The sequence below is a fragment of the Rhizobium mesosinicum genome, from assembly GCF_019511345.1.
Taxonomy (GTDB): domain Bacteria; phylum Pseudomonadota; class Alphaproteobacteria; order Rhizobiales; family Rhizobiaceae; genus Rhizobium; species Rhizobium mesosinicum.
Genome location: NZ_JAEUAK010000008.1, coordinates 92,786 through 112,655, shown reverse-complemented (window position 1 = coordinate 112,655; position 19,870 = coordinate 92,786). Strand labels below are relative to the sequence as shown.

Below are 19,870 nucleotides of genomic sequence, written 5' to 3'. Positions count from 1 at the left end.
AAGCCCCCGCCATCACGCCTACCAATTCCCAGGATCGGCAGTGTGATCGACAGCGGCGAATTCGTCCGCCTGTGCGCGATCCAGTGTCACAGTCCTCGTCCTCTTCGTCTCGTCCGCGACCAGATAGCGAAGCGGCGCCGCCTCCTTGGCGAGCTCCTGATACAGGAGAAGCGCGGCCTCCTCGGCGGTATCGGCCTCGATCTCTCGCGTGATGGACACAGTGAACTTCTGCATGGCTTCGGGCTTTCTCGATCGTCGCGGGCATGGACGCAATGTCCGCCGCCTGACAATAGACGCAGGCCCGAATAGTTCAAGCTGCCCCTGCCCTTGACGATCAGCCGTCCGCGCTCAAACCGACCGCATCAAGCCGCCATCCACCTTCAGGCTCTGGCCGGTAATATACCCCGCCCCATCGGACGCCAGAAACGCAATGGTCGCAGCCACTTCCGCACTCGTGCCATAGCGTTTCATCGGCACCGCCTCGCGCCGTTCCTCCGTCGCCGGCAGGCTGTCGATCCAGCCGGGCAGCACGTTGTTCATGCGGATGTTCTCGGCTGCGTAGGTATCGGCAAAGAGCTTGGTATAGGCGGCAAGGCCGGCGCGGAAGACCGCCGAAGTCGGGAACATCGTCGACGGCTCGAAAACCCAGGCCGTCGAGATATTGACGATCGCACCCTTCTTCTGCGCCTGCATGATCGGTGTCACCAGCCGCACCGGACGGATGACGTTCATCAGATAGACGTCCATGCCCGTACGCCACTGCTCGTCGGTGATCTCGTTCAGCGGCGCGCGCGGCCCATGGCCGGCGCTGTTGACGAGAACGTCGATGCGCCCCCAGGCCGCCATCGCCGCATCGATGAGCCGCTTCAGATCGTCGTTCGACTGGTTGGAACCGGTGACGCCGACGCCGCCGAGTTCTTTGGCGAGCGCCTCGCCCTTGCCGGAGGAGGACAGAATTGCGACCTTGTATCCATCACCCGCAAGGCGCTTCGCACTCTCGGCCCCCATGCCGCTGCCGCCTGCCGTGATAACAGCCACTTTTTCTACTGACATGCCCGTGCCCTCCTGAAGCGATATCGTCGATTGATCGATGTGTGCACGCACGATACCATGTCCGTCACGCGAGCGCGAAACAGTTCTCCTCTTTTATGGCAGTAGAAAAACTACTCGATGAGCGATATCCCGGGAAAGCTACCCTCCCTCAATGGCCTCAGAGCCTTCGAAGTCGCGGCACGTCACCTGAACTTCAGGCTCGCCGCCGAAGAGCTCGGCGTCACGCAGGGCGCCGTCGCCCAGCAGGTTCGCGGCCTCGAAGCGCAGATTGGCATGGCCCTGTTCGAGCGGCTCCCCCGCACGCTGGCGCTGACATCAGAGGGCCGACGCTACATCGCCGATATCAGGCGTGCCTTCGAGATCATCGCGAGAGCAACCGACGAGCTGAAGCCGCAGGCGATCAAGCTCACCATCAGCACGACGCCGACCTTCGCATCGAAATGGCTGATCCCGCGCCTGCCGGACTTCACCGCTCTGCATCCCGATCTCGACCTGCATATTCTGGCGACCGAGCGCATCTCGAATTTCGTGGCCGATGGCGTCGACCTCGCCGTCCGCTACGGCCGCCCGCCCTTCGGGCCGGGGCTGAATGCCGAGCTGCTGTTCGAACAGGAAGTCATCGCCGTCTGCAGCCCGCTGCTGCTTGCCGGCCGGACTGCACCGCGCACGGCCGAGGATCTCTCGGCCTATCCGCTGCTGCACGATGCCCACAATCTCTGGCCGGAATTCGTCGAGCGCCATCTCGCCGGCGGCAGCAGTCCCTCCTTCAAAGGCATCAGCTTTTCGCAAACCGCGCACGCCATCGAGGCGGCGATCGCCGGACAGGGCATCGTTCTCGCCAATGGCGGCTTCGTCACCGAGGACCTTGCCAAGGGCCGGCTGGTGCGTGTCTTCGAAGCCAGGCTGCGCGGCCCGTCGGACATCTACCTCGTCTGGCCGCGCTACCGGAAATCTCCTGCGCGGGAAACCGTGATCGGCTGGCTGTTCGCCGAGGCGCAGAAAGAGGCTGAGCCGTCGCTCATGGGGCTGGTGTCGCCTGGCTGAAAATAACCAGCCCTTGCGCAGGACGCCGGAGACACCAGATTCAATCTCTTCATTCCTGCCGATAAGCGTCGATAATAACAGGCCTATTTTATGTTCCATTTCATTCTCGGCCTTCCCTGGCTGGTCGTCCTCCTCCGCTTCATCCTGCCTTTGCCGTGGATATGGCCTGCCAAGGCCCTGCTGGCCGGCGTCCTCCTCGTCGGCTCCCAGCAGGTCCTGCTGAACCGTATCTCGTCAGGATCCGTCTTCGCGCCCGAATATCCACGCCCGCTGATCATCGTGCTGAATTTCCTCTTCGGTGCGACGCTCCTGCTGGCGGTCTTCCAGATCGCACTGGATGCCGTCTCACTTGTCCTCGCCCTCGTCGAGGGACAATTTCCGGCCATCCCTCCTGAGACCCGCTATATCATTGGACTCGCGGCCTTCGGCCTGGCCGCTTTCGGCGTCGCGCAAGCCGTGCGTATTCCACCCGTGAAAAATGTCGAGATATCGATCCGCGACCTCCCCGAATCCTTCGACGGCTATCGCCTGCTGCAATTGACCGACCTGCATCTCAGCCGCCTCTTTCCGGCACCCTGGGCAGAAGCCGTCGTAAAGAAGGCCAATGATCTGAAAACCGACCTGATCGTCGTGACCGGCGATTTCATCGACGGCCACCTCGAAAAGCGCCGTGCGGATGTCGCACCGCTGGCAAAGCTTGAGGCGCCCGACGGCATCTTCGCCATCCCCGGCAATCACGAATATTATTTCGGCTACGACGATTGGATCGAGCACCACACGGGTCTCGGCATACGCATGCTGATGAACGAGCACGCCGTCATCGAGCGCGGCGCCGATCGTATCGTCATTGCCGGCGTGCCCGATCTTGCGGCCTTCGGCAGACCGATGCCCAATCCCGATCTTGCCGCGGCCTTGAAAGACGCTCCGGCCGAGGCGCCGATCGTTCTTCTCGACCATCAGCCGCGAATGGCAGCCGAGACGGCCAAGGCGGGAGTCGCACTGCAGCTGTCCGGTCACACCCATGGCGGCATGGTGTTCGGCCTCGATCGTCTGGTCGCCCGCGCAAATGGGGGTTTCGTCTCGGGCCACTACCACGTCGGCGGCATGCAGCTCTATGTCAACAACGGGACCGCGCTCTGGCCGGGCTTTGCACTCAGGCTCGGCCGCCCCTCTGAACTGACGGTATTCACGCTGCGCAGACGCGCCTAATCCCGCTCGGGTTTTGCGTCTCTCACCATCAGGCGAATGCGCTCGGCCAGATCAGGATCGACGGGATTATAGACGACCATGTTGAGATCCGGCCTGCCGTCGATGGCAAAGCCGGAATATTCAAGTTCGATATCCCCGAGAACAGGATGTCTCAGCCGCTTGGTTCCCTCCCCATGGGCGATCACCTCATTCTCTTCCCATATCCTCTTGAATTCCGGGCTGCTACGGCAAAGTTCCTCCACCAGATCTGATATCTCCGAGGTAGCACCGGCCCGCGCCGCATCCGCCCGGAAGGCGCCGACGACGAAACGCGCCATGGCCTCCCAATCATGCTGAACGTTGCGGACAGTGGAGTTGGAGAACAGGAGACGCAGGACGTTCCGATCCTCCGGCGCAAGCTTGCTGTAATCGGTCATGACGATGGTGGCTGCGCGGTTCCACGCCACGATATCCCAGGCAGCCGTGCGCACCAGCGCCGGGCTCACTTCGAGCGTATCGATGAGACGCTGTAGCCGAGGGCTGATGCCTTCGACGGCGCGATAGCGCACCTCCGGCGGGCGGCCGAGACCGAGAATGAAGAGATGCTCGCGCTCGGGCTCGGTCAGCATCAAGCCACCCGCGATCCGGTTCAGAACATCAGCCGAAGGTGCTCCACCGCGCCCCTGCTCCAGCCATGTGTACCAGGTCGGGCTGATATTGGCGCGCTGCGCCACCTCTTCGCGTCTCAGGCCCGGCGTGCGCCTGCGCCCGGAAAAACCGAAGACCGCCGGGTCGAGGCGCGAGCGGCGGTCGCGAAGGAAGGTGCCGAGGGCATTGCTGTCGGTGCTCATGCCGTCCCTGTTAGCCATTATAATAGGATAACGTCACTACTTTAACAGCATAAAACATAGCGCAATATTGGGCTTCATCGCAATAAGGAGACACAACATGCGCATATTTCTCACCGGCGCCACCGGCTTCATCGGTTCGGCCATCGTCCCCGAACTCCTGAAGGCAGGCCATCATGTCATCGGCATGACCCGCTCGGACGCCGGCGCCAGGGCGCTCGAAGAGGCACGCGTCGAAGTCCACCGGGGCGTGCTGGAAGAACCCGAGAGCGTGCGAGCCGGCGTCGAAAAGGCCGATGCGGTCATCCACACGGCCTTCGACCATAATTTCTCCCGCTTCGCCGAGAATTGCGAGAAGGACAGCCGCGTCATTGCCGCCATGGGCGAGGCGCTCAAGGGCTCGAACCGCCCCCTCCTCATCACATCAGGCACCGGCATGGGCAATGCCCATTTTGGAGAGCTCGCGAGCGAGGATGTCTTCAACATCGAGCATCCCAACCCGCGCATCGCCTCCGAGCTTGCGGGCAATGCGCTCCTCGACCAAGGCGTCAACGTATCCGTCATGCGCCTTCCCCAGGTCCACAACACGGTCAAGCAGGGTCTCGTCTCGCCGCTCATCGAAATCGCCCGGCAGAAGGGCGCGGTCGCCTATGTCGGGCAAGGCCTCAACCGCTTCCCGGCCGGCCACCTGCTGGATGTCGCCCTGCTCTACCGCCTGGCGATCGAAAGAGCCGAGCCCGGCGCCCGCTACAACGCCGTTGCCGAGGAAGGCATCACCACCCGCGAGATCGCCGAAGCTCTCGGCCGCGGCCTTGAACTGCCCGTCATCTCGGTCGCACCGGAAAAGGCTGCCGAGCATTTCGGCTGGATGGCGATCTTCGCCGGCCTCGACTTCCCGGCCTCCAGCGAAAAGACCCGCCGGATCCTTGGATGGAATCCTGTTGGTCCCGGCCTGATCGCCGATCTCGATGCGATGGATTACGGCGCCCTGGCAGCCTGACCGAGCGCACAGGACGACCCGCCTGCGGAACCTCCCCGGCTCCGCAGGCGGAGGAACTTTTCGGCGTTAGACCTGCAGCCCGCCGGAGATGTCGATCACGCCACCGCTGATATAGCCGCCATGCGGTCCCGCCAGGAAACTGATCGCCGCCGACACTTCTTCAAGCGTGGCGATGCGCCGGATCGGATGCAGGTCCATGATCGCATCGGGCAGCTTGTCCCGCACATCGGCCGCCATATCGGTCGGCATGATGCCGGGCTGGACGACGTTGACGGTGATGTTACGCCCGCCGAGATCGCGCGCCACGCCCTTCGCATAGCCGGCAATCGCCGCCTTCGTGCCCGCATAATCGGCAACACCCGAAAACGGCACCCGGCTACCGAGCAGCGAGCCGATGAAGATGATCCGGCCGCCATCCGAAATCGCCTGCGCCGCCGCCCGTGTGGTCGCCACCGCGCCCATCACGTTGACCTGCCATTGGCGGTCGAGATTGACCGTATCGAGGTCGGGGTCGTCGACCGTCCTGCCCTGCACGGCGATCGCCGCATTGTTGACGAGGATGTCGAGCTTGCCGAAATAGGCCAGGACCTTGTCGACCAGCGGTTTGGCCGCCGCGGTATCGGCCTGGTCGCTTTGGATCGCCAGAGCCCGGACACCCTTCGCCCGCAGCGTCTCGACCACCGCTTCCGCCTTCTCGGCCGAATTGACATAGCTGATCGCCACATCCGCGCCCTGATCGGCAAGCGCCTCCGCTGCAGCGGCACCCAGCCCGCGTGAACCACCGGTCACCAAAGCGACCTTTCCTTTCAAAATGTCAGACATATCAGTCCTTTCCATACCCCATCGAGCACCGCCCGCCTCACTGGCTGACGGTTGAGTTTTTTTCGTAACGATCGTTACAATAACGATTGGTATGAAATCTGGACAAACGCCGTCAAGTGGTTTAATAACGATCATTATGAAATTCATTGAGTCGGTCTGATGGGACGCCATCGCGAATTTGATGTGGAGAAAGCGCTGGATGCCGCGCTTTGCGTCTTCTGGCGCAAGGGCTATGAAGGCGCGTCCTATTCCGACCTGACCGAGGCGACCGGCGTCGAGCGGCCGGCGCTCTATTCCGCCTTCGGCAACAAGGAGGCGCTCTTCCGCCAAGTCTTGGACCGCTACTATGAGCGATACGTGGACTATATCCCGAAAGCGCTTGAGATGCCGACCTCAAGGGAGGTGGCTGCGCACATGATGTCCGGCGCGATCGACCTCAACACCCGCTATCCCACCCATACCGGCTGCCTCGCCATCAATGGCGTCCTGGCGGGATCGGATGAAGCCGAACCGGTGCGACAGGCCCTGATCGATTCTCGCGCTGTTGCCGAAGTCCAGCTCCGCGAGCGCTTCGAGCGGGCAAAAGCCGAGGGCGACCTGCCGGAGACCGCCAAGCCCGCAGCGCTGGCCGCCTTCCTGCTGGCCGTGCTTCACGGCATGGCGGTACAAGCCAAGGCCGGCTTCAGCCGCGATATGCTGGAGGCCGTTGCCGAGCAGGCGCTTTCCACCTGGCCTTCGAAATCTTCATGAACTTCAGCGGCCGGAATTCAGCCCGCCGCCGCATCCATCTTCGCCCGCACTTCCAAAAACGCCGCCGTCAGCCGCGCCAGAACCGGCGATTTGACCGATCCATTCGCCCCGCCGATCGGATCCTCGATATGGATCCTGCGCAGATCCTCCATGAACTCGTCCCAGAGCGGCTGCCCGCCCTCTTCCAGCAATTCGGCGCGGATGCTCAAATCCTCGCTGACCGGCATAAACCGTCGGCCCCAGGCGCCGATCATCGCAAACATCGGCACGAGCTGGATCGAGGCTTCCGTCAGGCTGTAGATCGCCTTCTGGCTATGGGAGGGATCGTCGAGCTTGCTGATCAGCCCGTAGGACATCAGCCGCTTCAGCCGCGCCGCCAGAATATTGGACGCGATGCCCTCTTCCGATTGCGTCAGCAGTTCGCGAAAATGACGGCGATTGCCGAACATGATATCCCTGATGATGACGAGGCTCCATCGGTCGCCCAGCACCTCCATCGTCAGGTTGATCGGGCAGCCCGAGCGTATTTCGATATTCATATCCGACTCCGCGACAAAAACCAGTTGCATTATAGGATTAGTTATGCCACAACTCAACTGATTTCAAAATGCAATCAGATGGAGGCTGACATGGCGCGTGTACGCGTAGCTGCATTTTCCCTTTCGATCGATGGGTTCGGCGCTGGGCCGGACCAGAGTCTTGAAAATCCTCTTGGCAAGCGCGGCATGGAAGTACACCAGTGGTTCTTCCCCACCCGCACCTTCCGCACCATGATCGGCAAGGACGACGGCACCACCGGCACTGACGAAAAATATGCCTCGGCGGGCAATTCCGGCTTCGGCGCCTTCATCCTCGGCCGCAACATGTTCGGGCCTATCCGGGGTGAGTGGCCGGATGAGGAGTGGAAGGGCTGGTGGGGGCCGAACCCGCCCTATCACGCGCCGACCTTCATCCTCACTCACTATGCCCGTAAGCCCATCGTCATGGAAGGCGGCACCACCTTCCATTTCATCACCGGCGGCATCGAAGAAGCCCTCGAAAAAGCCAAGGCCGCGGCCGGCGACAAGGACGTCAAGATCGGCGGCGGCGTCAGCACTGTGCGGCAATATCTGCAAGCCGGGCTGATCGACGAGATGCATTTCGCCATCTCCCCGGTCGTTCTCGGCAAGGGCGAGGCCATGTTCGAAGGCATCGATCTGCCGTCCCTGGGCTTCTCCGTCAAATCCCACGAGGCGACGGAAATGGCTACCCATATCGTCCTTTCGAAGTGAGATTGGCAATGTCCTTGGCAATGTATCTGCACCCGCTCTCCTCCTACTCCCAGAAGGCGAAAACGGCCTTTTACGAGAAGGATCTGCCCTTCGAGGCGAAACTTCTCGACGGAAGCGAGCCGATCAATTCGGAATTCTCGCGGAAATGGCCGATCAAGCGTTTCCCGGTTCTCGAGCACGGCGGCGACTTCATCTTCGAAGCCACAAGCGTCATCGAATACATCGATATGCTTCATCCAGGCGAACAGCCGCTCATTCCGCGCGATGCGGCAACGGCGATCAAAGTGCGCATGTGGGACCGCTTCTTCGACAACTACATGCAATATCCGCAGCAGCGCATGGTCAACGCCGCAATCGGCCGGGAAATGGAGCCCGATGACGGTTATGTCCGCTGGCGCCAGGCACTCGAAACCGCCTATGCCATCCTCGACGCCCATATGAAGGGCCGCCAATGGGTGGCGAGCGAAACCTTCAGCCTCGCAGACTGTTCTGCAGCCCCTGCTCTGCTCTATGCCGATTGGGCGCACCCCGTCCCCGAGCATTTCGAAAATCTCCGCGCCTATCGCGCCCGCCTGCTCGCCCGCCCGAGCTACGCCCGCGCCCTCGACGAGGCCCGCCCCTATCGCCATCTTTATCCGCTGGGTGCTCCCGTCGGGCGGGATTGATCGGCCGGCATCGGAAGACATCGGCCGACCCAGATATCAGACAAGCCCCTGGCTGAAGCCGAAGCTCGCGTCGGCTTCAGCCTCCACGTCCTCGGCAAACAGCATGTCATTATGCGGCCGGCCGCTGCGGACCATAGGATAGACATTTTCGAGCGCCGCAACCCGGCAGTCGAAAAGCACTGGCCGATCGATAGCGATCATTTCCCTGATCCTGTCGTCGAGGTCGTCCGGCCTCTCGCATCTGAGGCCAACAGCACCATAAGCTTCCGCCAGCCTGACAAAATCCGGCAGCGAAGCCGTGTAGGAATGGGCCTGGCGGTTACCATGCAGGATCTGTTGCCATTGCCGGATCATGCCGAGGCGCTCGTTGTTGAGGATGAAGATCTTGACCGGCGCCTGATGCTGCATCGCCGCCGAGAGTTCCTTCAGCGTCATCTGCACCGAGGCATCGCCGACAATGCCGATGACCAGCCGGCCGGGATGGGCGATCTGAGCGCCGAGCGCCGCCGGCAACCCGTAACCCATCGTGCCGAGCCCGCCCGAGGTAATCCAGCGGTTCGGCGCCTCGATGCCGAAAAGCTGCGCCGCCCACATCTGATGCTGGCCGACATCGGTGGTGACTATAGGGTCGAGATCGGTCGTCAGCGCATTCAGCCGCTCCAGCGCATATTGCGGGATGATCTCGTCGCGGCGCATCTCGTAGGCAAAGGACTTTCGTGCCCTCCACCCTTCGATCTCGGCCCACCAACCATCCAGCCGCCTTCGCTGCGGCGCTTCAGGGAGCGCCCGCCATGCTTCGATCATCTCCCTCAGCACATCAGCCGCATCGCCCGTAATGCCGATATCGACGGCGACATTCTTGTTGATCGAGGACGGGTCGATATCGATATGGATCTTCCTCGACCCCGGCGAGAACTTGTCGGTGCGCGAGGTGACGCGATCATCGAAACGCGTCCCGATCGCAATCATCAGGTCGCAATCATGCATCGCCATATTGGCCTCATAGGAGCCGTGCATGCCCGGCATCTTCAGCCAGTTCGCCCCTGACGCGGGATAGGCGCCGAGCCCCATCAGCGTCGAGGTAACAGGAAAGCCCGTCAGTTCCACCAGCTCCCGTAACAGGCGCGAGGCCTCCGGTCCGGAATTGATGACACCGCCGCCGGTATAGAGGACCGGCCGCTGCGCCTCCGCCATTAGCGTCACCGCGTCGCGGATCGCTTGTCCGTTGCCGCGTGTGGCCGGCTGATAGCTCGCCGGCACGGAGACTTCCTCCGGCGCAACATAGAGACCGCTCGCAAACAGCACATCCTTGGGCATATCGACGAGAACCGGCCCCGGCCTTCCAGAGGTCGCGATCCTGAAGGCGAGATGGATCGTCTTCGCCAGATCGTCGACATGGCCGACGAGGAAATTGTGCTTGGTGCAGGGCCGCGTGATGCCCACCGTATCGCATTCCTGAAAGGCATCGGTGCCGATCAGGCTCGTCGGCACCTGCCCCGTCAGGCAGACGAGCGGGATGGAATCCATCAGTGCGTCCTGCAGTGCCGTCACCGCATTGGTGACACCCGGCCCCGAGGTCACCAGCATGACGCCGGCCTTGCCGGTTGAGCGCGCATAGCCTTCGGCGGCATGTCCGGCACCCTGTTCGTGGCGCACAAGCAGATGCTTGATCTCGTCCTGCTGAAAGATCTCGTCATAGATCGGCAGCACCGCAGCGCCGGGATAGCCGAATATGTGCTCGACGCCATTGTCGCGCAGTGCCTGCAGAACGATTTCGCCGCCGTTCATCAGGCGGCCAGAGGGAGTATTCGCTGACGTAGAGGAATTTTGGGTAAAGCTGGCCTTATCGCCGGTCACAGCAATGTTCCGTCGTTGATTGGGTGATTGGGTGCGACGGGGCATAAAAAAAGGCCCCGTCAGGGACCTTGTTTTCGGCGCATGGGTGGCTGATGCCGGACGGTTACACCGTCCTGCCCATGCGCGATATCACCACGACGAGAACCATTGCGATTTTCATGGGCGTAAGAGCTAGCCGCAATTTTGCGGTCCGTCAATCGCTTTGCGGCGAAGGAAAATTACCAGGGCACCGCGCCGCCCTCGCTCTGAAACGCATCTTCGGGACCATATTGCCCGACCAGGGCCATTTGAACCGGGAAAGCCGCCGCCTCGGCGGGCGAGCGATCGCCCCTGTGGCCGCTGAGATCGGTATTGACGAGGCCGGGGCAAACCGAGACGGCGGTAATGCCGCTGTCACCAAGCTCGGCATTGAGCTGGATCGTCAGCATGTTCAACGCCGCTTTCGATGCGTTGTAGCCAATGAGCCGCACGCCATAGAAGGGCCAGTCCGGATCCCCGTTCAGCGTGAGCGAACCGAGGCTGCTCGTCATGTTGACGATGCGGCCGGTCTCCGCCTTGCGCATAAGCGGCAGCATCGCCTGGGTGACCGCCAGCGCCCCGACGAAATTGGTCTCCAGCTCGCGGCGCACCGCTTCCAGCGCGGCCTTGCCGGGCGCCCCATCGGTATAATCGGCAATGCCGGCATTGTTGACGAGAATGTCGAGGCGGCCATGCCTGGCCTCGATCTCGCCGGCGGCGGCCGTGATGCTCTCTGCATCGCAGACATCGATCTGCACGAAAGAAACATCGAGCCCCTGTGCGGCCAGTTCATCGGCAGCCATCCGCCCGCGGCCGGCGTCACGCGCGCCGAGCAGTACAGTCACGCCCGATAGAGCGAGCTGCCTGGCGATTTCAAATCCAATTCCCTTGTTCGCGCCGGTCACCAGCGCAATGCGTCTGCTGTCGTTCAACATCTGAAGTTCCTTGAAAATCCTGATCGGTGCGCGCAGAGTGAAAATAAGAAGGATTCTTCAGGTTTTGAATTCGCATATGGTTTTCGCTCAGATCTTGGCAGAAAATGCCCGCAAAACACCGCGTCAGGCGCGGTCGGTTAACACGGTCGAGGCGATTTTCGAAGCGACGATTCAGGTTTTGATATCGGACGGCCCGGGCGATCTGACGACCACGCGCGTCGCAGAAAGAGCCGGCGTCTCCGTCGGCTCCCTCTATCAATATTTTCCAAACAAGCAGGCCTTGTTCCACGCCGTCAACGAGCGTTATCTCAAAATGCTGGCAGACCGGGTGGAAGCTGCCTGCCAGGCCCATCGCGGCGCGCCTTATGCACAAATGGCCGAAGCCTTGGTAGGCACCTATATCGAGGTGAAGATCGAACGGCGCGACGTGACGATCGCCCTCTATCGCGCCGCCGCCGAGGTCAACGTCGCAGGCATCGTCGAAACCATGTCCAGACGTATCGAAACCGCGAGCGAAGCGATGTTCGCCACAGCTTGCGACGCCAGGTTCTCCAACCTCTCCACTGTCAACGTGATGATGCTGAACGTGCTCTGCGGCACCGTCCGCAACGTCTTCGATCGGGGCATGTCGGAACTGCTTGTCGATGGCGGCCTGCGCAACCAGCTGACGCAGATGTTCTGCACCTATCTGGATGCTGCGAAGATCCCCGCCTAGCCGTCAACAAATCGCCGCCTGCAGCGTATGTCGAGCAGGTCACCGACCGGTGGCGTCAAGATCGTCCTCGTTCGCCCACGCCTGGGTATGACCGACACCCGCGGAAACTCTCCCGGATTGCTGTTATTTCATGAGCGCTGACTGTCTCAGCGCGGCGTGAATATCGCTGACGACGGCGGCACCTTCGCCGACAGCTGCGGCAACTCGCTTCGTCGAGCCGGCGCGCACGTCGCCAATCGCAAAGACGTTCGGCAGGCTGGTTTCAAGCGCGAGCGAGGGCCGCCCAAGCTCCATTTCGACATCGGGAGTAAACCCCGCGCCGGTCCTGATGAAGCCCTTATCATCCGTCTTGATGCGGCACTTGATCCAGTCGGTATTCGGATCGGCGCCGATAAACATGAAGACGCGGCGAAGATCGTAATTTGTCCCGGACTGCTCCCTGATATCGGTGATCGTTGCCGTCAGACGGCCGGGCTGGTCTTGCGACAGCGCCGTCAGCTCGCATCCCAGATGTATCTCCACGTTCGGCAGCGCCGCTATCCGATCGATGAGGTAGGTGGACATGGTTTCGGTCAGGCTTCGGCGGATCACCAGATGCAGACGCCGGACCCGCGGCGCCAGGAATGCGATCGCCTGGCCGGCCGAATTGCCGCCGCCAACCAGGGCGATATCGTCATTTTCGCACAATTTGGCTTCGATTGCAGATGCCCAATAAGAAATGCCGGCGCCCTCGAAGTGCGCTATGTCGGGAATATCGGGCCTGCGGTACCTGGCACCCGAGGCGATGACGACGGTTCGTGCCTTGACCGCCCGGTCTCCCTCGAGCCGCAAGACCATCGGCCCCGTCCCGCGTTTGCCGGCTGGAGGTGGAACCAGTTCGTTGACCTCGATCGGCAAGGCGATCTCCGCTCCGAATTTGAGCGCCTGATTGAAGGCGCGGCCCGCAAGCGCCTGGCCTGAAATTCCGGTCGGAAAGCCGAGATAATTTTCGATACGGGAGGAACTGCCGGCCTGCCCGCCGATCGAACGTGCGTCGACGACGATGACGCTGAGCCCCTCCGATGCAGCGTAAACCGCAGCAGCCAGCCCCGAGGGACCCGCGCCGACGATCGCCACATCGTAGACGGTTTCCGGATCGAGTTCCGGCATGATGCCGAGGCAGCAGGCAGCTTCGGCGTCGGTCGGATTTTTGAGCACCGTGCCGTTGGGGCAGACCATGAGCGGCAATTCGCCCGCCAGGATTCCAAGCCTCTCCACCAGGGCCTGGCCTTCGTGATCCAGCGCCGCATCGAGGACGATGTGGGGGTAGCCGCTGCGGGTCAGAAAGCCCTGCAGGCGAACGAGGTTGGGCTCTCCGGGATTGCCGATCAGAACCGAACCGGCGCCGCCGAAATTGATCAGCTCCACACGCCGCAGGATGTAGGCCCGCATGATGATCTCACCGATATCGGCCGATCCTATGATGAGAGCCTTCAGATGCGCGGCATCGAATGCCAGCGCCACACATCCTTCCGGACCCGCACGTCCGCCCGCAAGCACCGGCCGTCCGGAGAGTTGACTGACTTCTCCCGAGAACTGCCCTGCGCCATGGCTCGTGATCAATGCTTCCGGCATCGACAGTCCGTCGTGCCGGAAGACATCGAGACGGCCGGAAAGGATCAGCCACGCGGGCGAATGCCTGTCACCGACCTGGGACACGATCTCGCCGGGAGCAAAGGTGTGCGGGCCGCTGCTGGCAAAGCGTGCCGCCATTTGAACTTGCGCGGCGTTCAGCACCGGAAACATCTGGTAACGGCGGCTTTCGAGGCTGTCGGAGCTCATCTCGGCACGCTCAGTAATAGCGCGGGATCGGGCCGCGCTGCGGCGTCTGATCGGGCAGTTCAACCATGATCTCGTCGAGATAGCACCAGCCCCAGCCCTCGGGCGGGTCATAGCCCTCGATGATCGGATGTCCCGTGGCGTGAAAATGCGCGGTCGCGTGCTTTCCGATGGACTGGTCGCAGCATCCGACATGGCCGCATTCACGGCAAAGCCGAAGATGGACCCACTCCTCTCCGTCCTCCAGGCATTCCTCGCAGCCGAGGGTCCTGGGCTCTACGGAACGAACGGTTGCAACATGCTTACATCCCGACATCTGAATCTCCCCTGGTTGCCTGAGGGAACATAGATCATGAGACGCTTTTCTGTATCATACGCAAGTATAGAACCGTGCCGACGCCGAAATATCAGGGCAGAGATGGAGCCTGCCATGTAGCCGCGAAGCCGGTTCGTTCAGCTTCCGCTAGAAAATATTGCCGAGTTGTGACCGCGGTCACTATCGGAAACAGCCACTGCTTGTATTTTGCCCTCGCTGGATGCTGCACCTACCAGCTGGAGAAGGGTCGCCCGGGCCCTACTTGGTGGCCCTTCTCAATTTTTCTCGCTGACGATAGTGGTGCGACGGCAATCCCGGATCACCGAAACATCTCGCTCTGGCTGCCGATCCTGCCGCCTTTGCGCACTTCGGTAACCGTATCCGGCCATGCAGGCTGCTTATCGCCGAGCCAGGATACGACGACCAAAAGCACCGCAGCTGCCATCAGCGGCGGGCCAAGGTAAACAATCATGAGGGAATGTAGCGGTCTCACAGTGGCGTTCTTTTTCTGGTTCTTGTTTTGTCACGGGAGCTATAGCGGCGGCCATCACAGCCGGCGTCGGGTCGTCGTCATCGGGTGTCGTCAGGGATCATGTCCGCTGGAGCGAAGGAAACATTCGAGGCGTGCGATGCATCCAGTTTGAGGTAGAGTCCGCGGGCGCTATGGTAGGCACCAAACCACATCAGCAGACTGAGCTGAAGCGCTATGATAAAAGAGTACACCCGCATAGTTTTCCTTCGGATCAGCTTTTAAAAGCCAGCATTGCAAGATTAGTCTGCGATTATACAAGCAGAATAGCTTGTATTTTTAACAATTATCACAACGATATTCAATTTACTATTATCTGAAACATAACAAAAAAGACGGAAAAATAGCCCGAATGGGTGAAGCCGACAATACCAAAAGGATTATACTTTCCGCCCCATCAGCCGGCGGCCTCTTGGTTCTCGCGGGTGCGCATTCGTCGGCCGACGGTCATTGAAGAGGCGGCGAACCGGCCTATCCTCCTGCAACGTGAATTGGCAAAGAACAACGGGAGGCCCGATGACCGACGAAAATTTGCAAGACGTGGCGGCGCGATGGGATGGCAACGCCGATCAATGGACGCATGATGTCCGCAATGGCTACGACATCTATCGCGAGTTCTTCACCTTCCCCGCCTTTGTCGATTTTCTGCCGCCGCTGGCAGGGCTCGATGTGATCGATTTCGGCTGCGGCGAAGGCACCAATACCCGCCGCTTCGCGCAAATGGGTGCGCGCATGACCGGTATCGACCTCTCCGAACGCATGATCGGTCATGCACTCGATACCGAAGACAAACACCCCCTCGGCATTGCCTACAAGATTGCCTCCTATAGCGCCGACACCGGCTTTCCGGGGGCTTCCTTCGACGCCGTCATCTCCACGATGGCCCTCATGGACGGCCCGGATTTCGAGGCAGCCATGCGGGAGGCGTTTCGCCTGCTCCGCCCCGGTGGATTCCTTGCCTTCAGCGTGCTGCATCCCTGCTTCATCACGCCGGGCCTCGGCTGGCAAAGGAACGAGGCTGGCCGTGCGACCGCCCTCTGCGTCTCGCGCTATTTCGACCGAACGACTTTTACCGAAGAATGGCGGTTCGGCAGCCGGCCGGCCGGCGAGATTGTCGAACCCTTCGCCGTACCCCGCTTTCCGCGCACATTGGCCGATTACCTGAACGGCATCGTGGCCGCAGGTTTCCGCATCGGCAAGATCGGCGAGCCGCAGCCGAGCCGTCAAGCCTGTGAAGCCGACCCTCGTTTTGCCCGATGGCGGGATCTCGCCGCCTTCCTCCTGCTCGTGATGGCCGAGCGCCCTTAGATCTGCATTGCCGCGGGTGATGCCGTATCCACCGGAAGGTGATTGAACCTTTGGCGATCTGCCTAAGTCACGCGAACGAGCGCATGTTATCCCTGGGCCCGTTTGGGCCGAATGCTTGAGGACATGAAATGCGCGATCTGCTGTCAAATTTCGAAGAAGACCATCGTAGTCTCGGCTATGGTTCTGAGGTTCCAACCTATCGAGAACGTCGGTTCTCATGGCTCCATGCGATCGCGGCGATCTTGATTCTGGGTGCGGCGATCTTCATCGGCGGTCACGGATTGGTTTAGAGCGCCGTGCGTCCATTCGGACGGTTGCGGGCGTCAAAACCAGAGATCGCGCACGCATCGCCCCTTTGAGGGCAGGTCCTCGAACGTATCGAGTCCGTCGAAATGATCGATCGGCAGGTCGCAAACGAGATCCGGCGGCGCCAGCCGCATGTTGACGGCCATGCGCCGGCGGCCATCCCTGTTGGGCCTCAAACCGCGCCAGGCGAGCACACAGGCACAGGCCGGGCAGAACAGGATTTCCAGCGACGGCGTCTCGCGGCCGGTCCGCGTATAGGAGCCGGTCTCGCCATTCACGGATATCCGTTCGCCCTCGTAATCATAGGCCCAGAGCGCCCCATAGCGCCGGCAGAGCGTGCAGTTGCAGGCGGTAATCGAGCCAGGATCGCCTTCCAGCGTCCAGCCCGTCTTTCCGCAATGACATGAACCGATCAGCATGCACCGTTTCATCCTGCCTGTTCCGGTCAGCGTATCTTGCCCCAATCACCCGATGTCTGCAAACGGCGCCTCTTGAATGCGCAACACGTGAAATGGTGGGCCAAATGACGCTCTCGCAGCGAACCGGCGCCCCCTATTGACTCTCGGCAAAATGAGAACATAATAAGAACATCCGTGGCGCTGCGGCCGCCATCCCGACAATCTGGAACTGAAATGCTCTGCAAGGAGAATGAGAACATGCGTCCGCAATTGGCCCCTAAAGTCTCGAATGAGGAGACTGCAAACGAAGACCTGAACTGGGAAGTCGAGGCCGTACTTTCCTGGCACGACGAGGATGCCAAGGCCGCCATCGCCACGCTTCTGCAGGACTGTCGCCACCTGCGCAGCCAGCTTGCTCTGGCTGAGAGCGCGATAAGCCGGGGCATGGTGCGCGGCTGGCGGCCATCCTTCGACCGCCCTCCTTTTGAACGCAGATGAAACACCGCCGCAGCATCGATCTCGTCGCCGGCCACGAGGCGATCGAGATCGATAGGGAGACGCTCGCCACCCTGCCGCAATGGTATGTCATCCACGCGCAATGCCCGGCCTGCCGGCACGAAACGATGATCGACCGGCGCCAGCTTGCCTACCGTTCCGGCAAGGACACGACCCTTACCAAAATCGGCCCCCGCCTGAAATGCAGCAGCTGCGGCAACCGCAGGGGAAACCAGTTGCTGCTAGGAAAGCTGCCGCGCGATTGACCGCCTTTCGTTACCTGCCGGCCGAGGCAAGCAGGAGCCTTGCCGCCACCATTGCCCCATCGGTGCGGATTTCAGGGGCAACGGCCGAAGCGCGCTGGCGTATCTCCGGCTGCAGCGCTCCTGAAAGTGCATTCGAAAAGCTCTGAAGCGTCGGCGTCGTCCCCTCATGCGCTACGCCGATGCCAAGTGCTGCGACCCGGCCTGCCCAGTAGGGCTGATCGGCTATCTGCGCCACGACGACCTGCGGCACGCCGGCTCGTGCCGCCGCTGCCGTCGTGCCTGCCCCGCCATGATGGACGACGGCCGCAACCCGCGGGAAGAGCGCCTGGTGATTGGCCTCGTCGACGACGAAACAATCGCTTGCGCCATCATCAGGCACAAGACCGGCCCAGCCTTTTGACAGCACCGCCCGCAGCCCCTGCTCGCGGATAACGGCAACGATCAGGCTGGCGGCATCCCGGAGCGCATGCATCGGCATGCTGCCGAAACCGACATAGACGGGCGGATCGCCGGCATCGAGAAAGGCTTCCAGCACAGATGGCAGCGGCCGGTCGTCATCGAGCATCCACGCACCCGTCTGCACCGGGTCGATCAGATCCGTATCGAGCAAAGGCGCGAGCACCGGATCGGCCGCAAGCAGGGGCCGGCGGGTCAGAACGGGGTCGCGCACATTTTCGACAGGCGCCATGCCCATCGATGCCCGCAGACGATTGAAAGCCCCGCCGAACATCACGTTCTTGGTTTCGATGTCATAATCCCAGAGCACGCGGTTATCCGTCACGCCGGGCGGATGCGGGCGGCCAGGAAACGCATGCGGCTTGTGATGTTCGGATGGCAGGAAGATCGGGCAGAAGGCGGCGCCGAAATAGCCGATGCCAGCCCGATCGGCCACGAGCCGCGCTGCTGCCATCGAGGGGAAAAGGCCTGCCGCGACAATGAGATCGCAGCCTTCCGCAGCCACCGAAAGGGCTTCGACCTGCCCCGCCATGATCCCCGCCGCCCGTTCGGAAATGCCTTCGGCGGAGCGCTCTCGCGTGTCGCCCGCAGCACTCCTCTTCATCACCTCGCTGACCCATTGCCGCACGGGCGCATTGGCTGGTGCCAGCGGCACGCCAATGCGCTCGAGCAAGGCGGCAAATTCAGCATCCGGCGGCGCGCATACGATTGCCTCTGCGCCTGTTGCCCTCAAAGCCACCGCCAGCGCCGCCAGCGGCTGCACATCCCCCCGTGATCCGTATGTGGACAGTAACACACGCATGCTTTTCTCCTGGTGCTGTTGATCAGGATAAGCGTTCTACGCCTCAATCGGGGTCTTGCCGCAAGCCCCGTCTGCGTCATATCTAAAGGCATAGCAGGCAGTGTTATCGTTCTCTGTCCGAAATTCTCCCTTCATCGCGCCAAAGGCTTCAGGTCAAAAACCGGCTGAGATAGGCATAGCTGCGCGCCGCAAATTCGAAGGGTCGCCGCGGATTGTCGTGCTCGACGACGAAGAGCCGCACCCCGCTCGTCGCCGCCGCCCGCCAGAGCGACGGCCAGAGCAGCACGCCGGAGCCGACATTCGCCCAGCCGTCTTCCTCCGGGTCCGTATCGTCAGGCGCCTGATCCTTCACATGCACGGAGACCAGAACACCGGCATAGCGCCTGATCCATTCGATCGCATTGGGCTGGGCGCGCGCCAGCCAGGCAATATCGGCCTGCCAGGCGAGCGGACTGCCCCTGGCTGCCTCGAACATCAGTTCGAAGCCGTATCGCCCGCCGATAGTGCGCTCGAAGCCCGCCGTCTTGTTGTGATAGCCGAGCACGATGCCGTCGGCCTTCATCTGCTCCGAGAGAGCGCCGAGCTCGTGGCCCATCCTCTGCCATGCCGCCTGTGTTTCCCTCGCCACCGACGGTGCCGGATGCGGAACGAAGAGTTGCCCGATGCCGCATTGCTGGCAGGCCTCGACGAAACGCTGCCGTTCGCTGCGCAACGCCTCCAGCCCGACATGGGCGGACGGCGCCGCCAGCCCGTTTTCGACGAGCCTGGCCTGCAGGCTATCGGCATCGCGCAGATGCCCCTCGAGCGGCTCGACCGCGCCAAAGCCGGCAGAAGCCGCCTTTTCGAGCTGCGTGCCGAGATCTCCAAGTCCGCGCATCGAAAAGAGCTGCAGCGAAAGCACCGGCTTCGTCATCGCTCATCTCCAGACCATCGTCGCCCTCGCCGGCAAGGCATCCCGCGCACTCCCCCGCATCGAATCCATGCGACAGTGTCGCCCGTGTCGGCGCAGA

At 61.8% G+C, this 19,870-nt stretch carries 24 protein-coding genes; 11 read left to right on the top strand and 13 right to left on the bottom strand.

The window, feature by feature from the left end; all coding sequences use genetic code 11:
* Nucleotides 1–18 precede the first annotated feature (18 nt).
* Nucleotides 19–234: a hypothetical protein gene (locus tag JNB85_RS20520; RefSeq protein ID WP_183740065.1), complete on the bottom strand. Its 216-nt coding sequence runs from the start codon at nucleotides 232–234 to the stop codon at nucleotides 19–21.
* A 114-nt stretch (nucleotides 235–348) separates the two neighbouring features.
* The gene (locus JNB85_RS20515) at nucleotides 349–1,053 is read right to left on the bottom strand and encodes an SDR family oxidoreductase (protein WP_220336140.1); all 705 of its coding nucleotides are present in this window, start codon (nucleotides 1,051–1,053) and stop codon (nucleotides 349–351) included.
* A gap of 117 nt (nucleotides 1,054–1,170) precedes the next feature.
* Between JNB85_RS20515 and gcvA the strand changes: the two genes are divergently transcribed.
* Together gcvA and JNB85_RS20505 are read left to right on the top strand one after the other, a co-directional pair.
* Nucleotides 1,171–2,097 (top strand): transcriptional regulator GcvA, encoded by a 927-nt coding sequence (gene gcvA / locus JNB85_RS20510; protein WP_220336139.1) that lies wholly within the window; start codon nucleotides 1,171–1,173, stop codon nucleotides 2,095–2,097.
* A 90-nt stretch (nucleotides 2,098–2,187) separates the two neighbouring features.
* Nucleotides 2,188–3,306: a metallophosphoesterase gene (locus JNB85_RS20505; RefSeq protein ID WP_220336138.1), complete on the top strand. Its 1,119-nt coding sequence runs from the start codon at nucleotides 2,188–2,190 to the stop codon at nucleotides 3,304–3,306.
* Here the strand turns inward: JNB85_RS20505 and JNB85_RS20500 are convergent.
* Complete coding sequence (locus JNB85_RS20500) at nucleotides 3,303–4,136, bottom strand: helix-turn-helix transcriptional regulator (RefSeq protein ID WP_220336137.1); 834 nt, start codon at nucleotides 4,134–4,136, stop codon at nucleotides 3,303–3,305. The genes JNB85_RS20505 and JNB85_RS20500 overlap by 4 nt on opposite strands.
* Before the next feature lie 97 nt (nucleotides 4,137–4,233).
* On the opposite strand from JNB85_RS20500, the gene JNB85_RS20495 reads away from it, so the two are divergent.
* The gene (locus JNB85_RS20495) at nucleotides 4,234–5,133 is read left to right on the top strand and encodes an SDR family oxidoreductase (RefSeq protein WP_220336136.1); all 900 of its coding nucleotides are present in this window, start codon (nucleotides 4,234–4,236) and stop codon (nucleotides 5,131–5,133) included.
* 66 nt (nucleotides 5,134–5,199) lie between these two features.
* Here the strand turns inward: JNB85_RS20495 and JNB85_RS20490 are convergent, their stop codons facing one another.
* A complete protein-coding gene (locus tag JNB85_RS20490; protein ID WP_220336135.1) occupies nucleotides 5,200–5,955 on the bottom strand; it encodes an SDR family NAD(P)-dependent oxidoreductase in 756 nt (251 codons plus the stop codon).
* Nucleotides 5,956–6,114: 159 nt separating this feature from the next.
* Between JNB85_RS20490 and JNB85_RS20485 the strand changes: the two genes are divergently transcribed.
* A complete protein-coding gene (locus tag JNB85_RS20485) occupies nucleotides 6,115–6,705 on the top strand; it encodes a TetR/AcrR family transcriptional regulator (RefSeq protein WP_220336134.1) in 591 nt (196 codons plus the stop codon).
* Between the two features lie 17 nt (nucleotides 6,706–6,722).
* On the opposite strand, the gene JNB85_RS20480 is transcribed toward JNB85_RS20485, so the two are convergent.
* The gene (locus JNB85_RS20480; RefSeq protein ID WP_220336133.1) at nucleotides 6,723–7,244 is read right to left on the bottom strand and encodes a winged helix-turn-helix transcriptional regulator; all 522 of its coding nucleotides are present in this window, start codon (nucleotides 7,242–7,244) and stop codon (nucleotides 6,723–6,725) included.
* A gap of 90 nt (nucleotides 7,245–7,334) precedes the next feature.
* Here JNB85_RS20480 and JNB85_RS20475 point away from each other — a divergent pair, with 90 nt between their 5' ends.
* Together JNB85_RS20475 and JNB85_RS20470 are read left to right on the top strand one after the other, a co-directional pair.
* Complete coding sequence (locus tag JNB85_RS20475) at nucleotides 7,335–7,976, top strand: dihydrofolate reductase family protein (protein WP_220336132.1); 642 nt, start codon at nucleotides 7,335–7,337, stop codon at nucleotides 7,974–7,976.
* 8 nt (nucleotides 7,977–7,984) lie between these two features.
* Nucleotides 7,985–8,641: a glutathione S-transferase family protein gene (locus JNB85_RS20470; RefSeq protein ID WP_220336131.1), complete on the top strand. Its 657-nt coding sequence runs from the start codon at nucleotides 7,985–7,987 to the stop codon at nucleotides 8,639–8,641.
* A gap of 36 nt (nucleotides 8,642–8,677) precedes the next feature.
* Here JNB85_RS20470 and JNB85_RS20465 read toward each other — a convergent pair whose 3' ends face one another.
* Nucleotides 8,678–10,429: an acetolactate synthase 3 large subunit gene (locus JNB85_RS20465; protein ID WP_220336325.1), complete on the bottom strand. Its 1,752-nt coding sequence runs from the start codon at nucleotides 10,427–10,429 to the stop codon at nucleotides 8,678–8,680.
* Nucleotides 10,430–10,716: 287 nt separating this feature from the next.
* On the bottom strand, nucleotides 10,717–11,451 hold the full coding sequence (locus JNB85_RS20460; protein WP_220336130.1) for an SDR family oxidoreductase: 735 nt from the start codon (nucleotides 11,449–11,451) through the stop codon (nucleotides 10,717–10,719).
* 76 nt (nucleotides 11,452–11,527) lie between these two features.
* On the opposite strand from JNB85_RS20460, the gene JNB85_RS20455 reads away from it, so the two are divergent.
* Nucleotides 11,528–12,166, top strand: coding sequence for a TetR/AcrR family transcriptional regulator (locus JNB85_RS20455; protein ID WP_220336129.1), 639 nt, complete (start codon nucleotides 11,528–11,530; stop codon nucleotides 12,164–12,166).
* 123 nt (nucleotides 12,167–12,289) lie between these two features.
* Here the strand turns inward: JNB85_RS20455 and JNB85_RS20450 are convergent, their stop codons facing one another.
* The 3 genes from JNB85_RS20450 to JNB85_RS20440 all read right to left on the bottom strand — a co-directional run bounded on the left by JNB85_RS20450 (nucleotide 12,290) and on the right by JNB85_RS20440 (nucleotide 14,772).
* The gene (locus JNB85_RS20450) at nucleotides 12,290–13,987 is read right to left on the bottom strand and encodes an FAD-dependent oxidoreductase (RefSeq protein ID WP_220336128.1); all 1,698 of its coding nucleotides are present in this window, start codon (nucleotides 13,985–13,987) and stop codon (nucleotides 12,290–12,292) included.
* A gap of 10 nt (nucleotides 13,988–13,997) precedes the next feature.
* Nucleotides 13,998–14,300 carry a UBP-type zinc finger domain-containing protein gene (locus JNB85_RS20445; RefSeq protein ID WP_220336127.1) on the bottom strand — a complete coding sequence of 101 codons (303 nt, stop codon included), beginning with the start codon at nucleotides 14,298–14,300 and terminating at the stop codon, nucleotides 13,998–14,000.
* Nucleotides 14,301–14,619: 319 nt separating this feature from the next.
* On the bottom strand, nucleotides 14,620–14,772 hold the full coding sequence (locus JNB85_RS20440; protein WP_220336126.1) for a hypothetical protein: 153 nt from the start codon (nucleotides 14,770–14,772) through the stop codon (nucleotides 14,620–14,622).
* A 573-nt stretch (nucleotides 14,773–15,345) separates the two neighbouring features.
* Between JNB85_RS20440 and JNB85_RS20435 the strand changes: the two genes are divergently transcribed.
* Entirely contained in the window at nucleotides 15,346–16,137 is a 792-nt protein-coding gene (locus tag JNB85_RS20435) for a class I SAM-dependent methyltransferase (RefSeq protein ID WP_220336125.1), read from the top strand.
* A gap of 128 nt (nucleotides 16,138–16,265) precedes the next feature.
* Nucleotides 16,266–16,427 (top strand): hypothetical protein, encoded by a 162-nt coding sequence (locus tag JNB85_RS20430; protein WP_183740117.1) that lies wholly within the window; start codon nucleotides 16,266–16,268, stop codon nucleotides 16,425–16,427.
* Between the two features lie 33 nt (nucleotides 16,428–16,460).
* Here the strand turns inward: JNB85_RS20430 and JNB85_RS20425 are convergent, their stop codons facing one another.
* Complete coding sequence (locus tag JNB85_RS20425; protein ID WP_220336124.1) at nucleotides 16,461–16,862, bottom strand: GFA family protein; 402 nt, start codon at nucleotides 16,860–16,862, stop codon at nucleotides 16,461–16,463.
* A gap of 237 nt (nucleotides 16,863–17,099) precedes the next feature.
* Between JNB85_RS20425 and JNB85_RS20420 the strand changes: the two genes are divergently transcribed.
* On the top strand, nucleotides 17,100–17,339 hold the full coding sequence (locus JNB85_RS20420; protein WP_220336123.1) for a hypothetical protein: 240 nt from the start codon (nucleotides 17,100–17,102) through the stop codon (nucleotides 17,337–17,339).
* A complete protein-coding gene (locus JNB85_RS20415; RefSeq protein ID WP_220336122.1) occupies nucleotides 17,336–17,602 on the top strand; it encodes a hypothetical protein in 267 nt (88 codons plus the stop codon). Before JNB85_RS20420 ends, JNB85_RS20415 begins: the two co-directional genes overlap by 4 nt.
* A gap of 10 nt (nucleotides 17,603–17,612) precedes the next feature.
* On the opposite strand, the gene JNB85_RS20410 is transcribed toward JNB85_RS20415, so the two are convergent.
* Nucleotides 17,613–18,860, bottom strand: coding sequence for a glycosyltransferase (locus JNB85_RS20410; protein ID WP_220336121.1), 1,248 nt, complete (start codon nucleotides 18,858–18,860; stop codon nucleotides 17,613–17,615).
* Between the two features lie 148 nt (nucleotides 18,861–19,008).
* Nucleotides 19,009–19,773, bottom strand: a complete 765-nt coding sequence (locus tag JNB85_RS20405; RefSeq protein WP_220336120.1) for a sugar phosphate isomerase/epimerase family protein — start codon at nucleotides 19,771–19,773, stop codon at nucleotides 19,009–19,011.
* Nucleotides 19,774–19,870: the final 97 nt, after the last annotated feature.